This window comes from Shewanella sp. SW1, assembly GCF_025653545.1.
GTDB lineage: Bacteria > Pseudomonadota > Gammaproteobacteria > Enterobacterales > Shewanellaceae > Shewanella > Shewanella oncorhynchi.
The window spans coordinates 1-570 of sequence record NZ_JAKKSG010000063.1; the positions used below are offsets into that span (position 1 = coordinate 1).

General features: G+C 43.9%; 2 rRNA genes. Both read right to left on the bottom strand.

What is annotated here, in order from left to right:
- Positions 1-142, bottom strand: a 23S ribosomal RNA gene (locus tag L5M71_RS23070); the annotation flags it as partial.
- A 361-nt stretch (positions 143-503) separates the two neighbouring features.
- Positions 504-570: ribosomal RNA gene (locus tag L5M71_RS23075) — 16S ribosomal RNA — on the bottom strand; the annotation flags it as partial.

The following is a 570-nucleotide window of genomic DNA, read 5'->3' on the forward strand; positions in this document are numbered from 1 at the left end:
GCTTATGCTGCTGGGTTCCCCCATTCGGACATCGTTAGCTCAAATGCTTGTTACTAGCTCGCCAACGCTTTTCGCAAGTTACTACGTCCTTCATCGCCTCTGACTGCCAAGGCATCCACCGTATACGCTTAGTCGCTTAACCATACAACCCAAATGAGTTTCACTCACCTGCGCCGCATTGCGACCAGCTTGGTTTTACTTGTCTCACTTCTGACCAAAGAAGTGGACGCGCCTTAGACGTAAACTATCAATAAAGAATAATTTACTATTGAATATTCAAGACACTTAATAAAGTGTTTGAGAACTCATGTTCAATGCTTGCGCATTAAACGTTTTGTAATTAATCACATGACAGACTCATGCAATTAAATACTATCAGCTTTCCAAATTGTTAAAGAACAATGCGTACCGGCTAGCGGCGCATTTAGCTCTGACTTCCCCGAAGAGAAGCTAAACAAGCAATCTGTGTGAACACTCAACAAACATTAAGTTAGTCGTATAGGTAAGGAGGTGATCCAGCCCCAGGTTCCCCTAGGGCTACCTTGTTACGACTTCACCCCAGTCATGAAC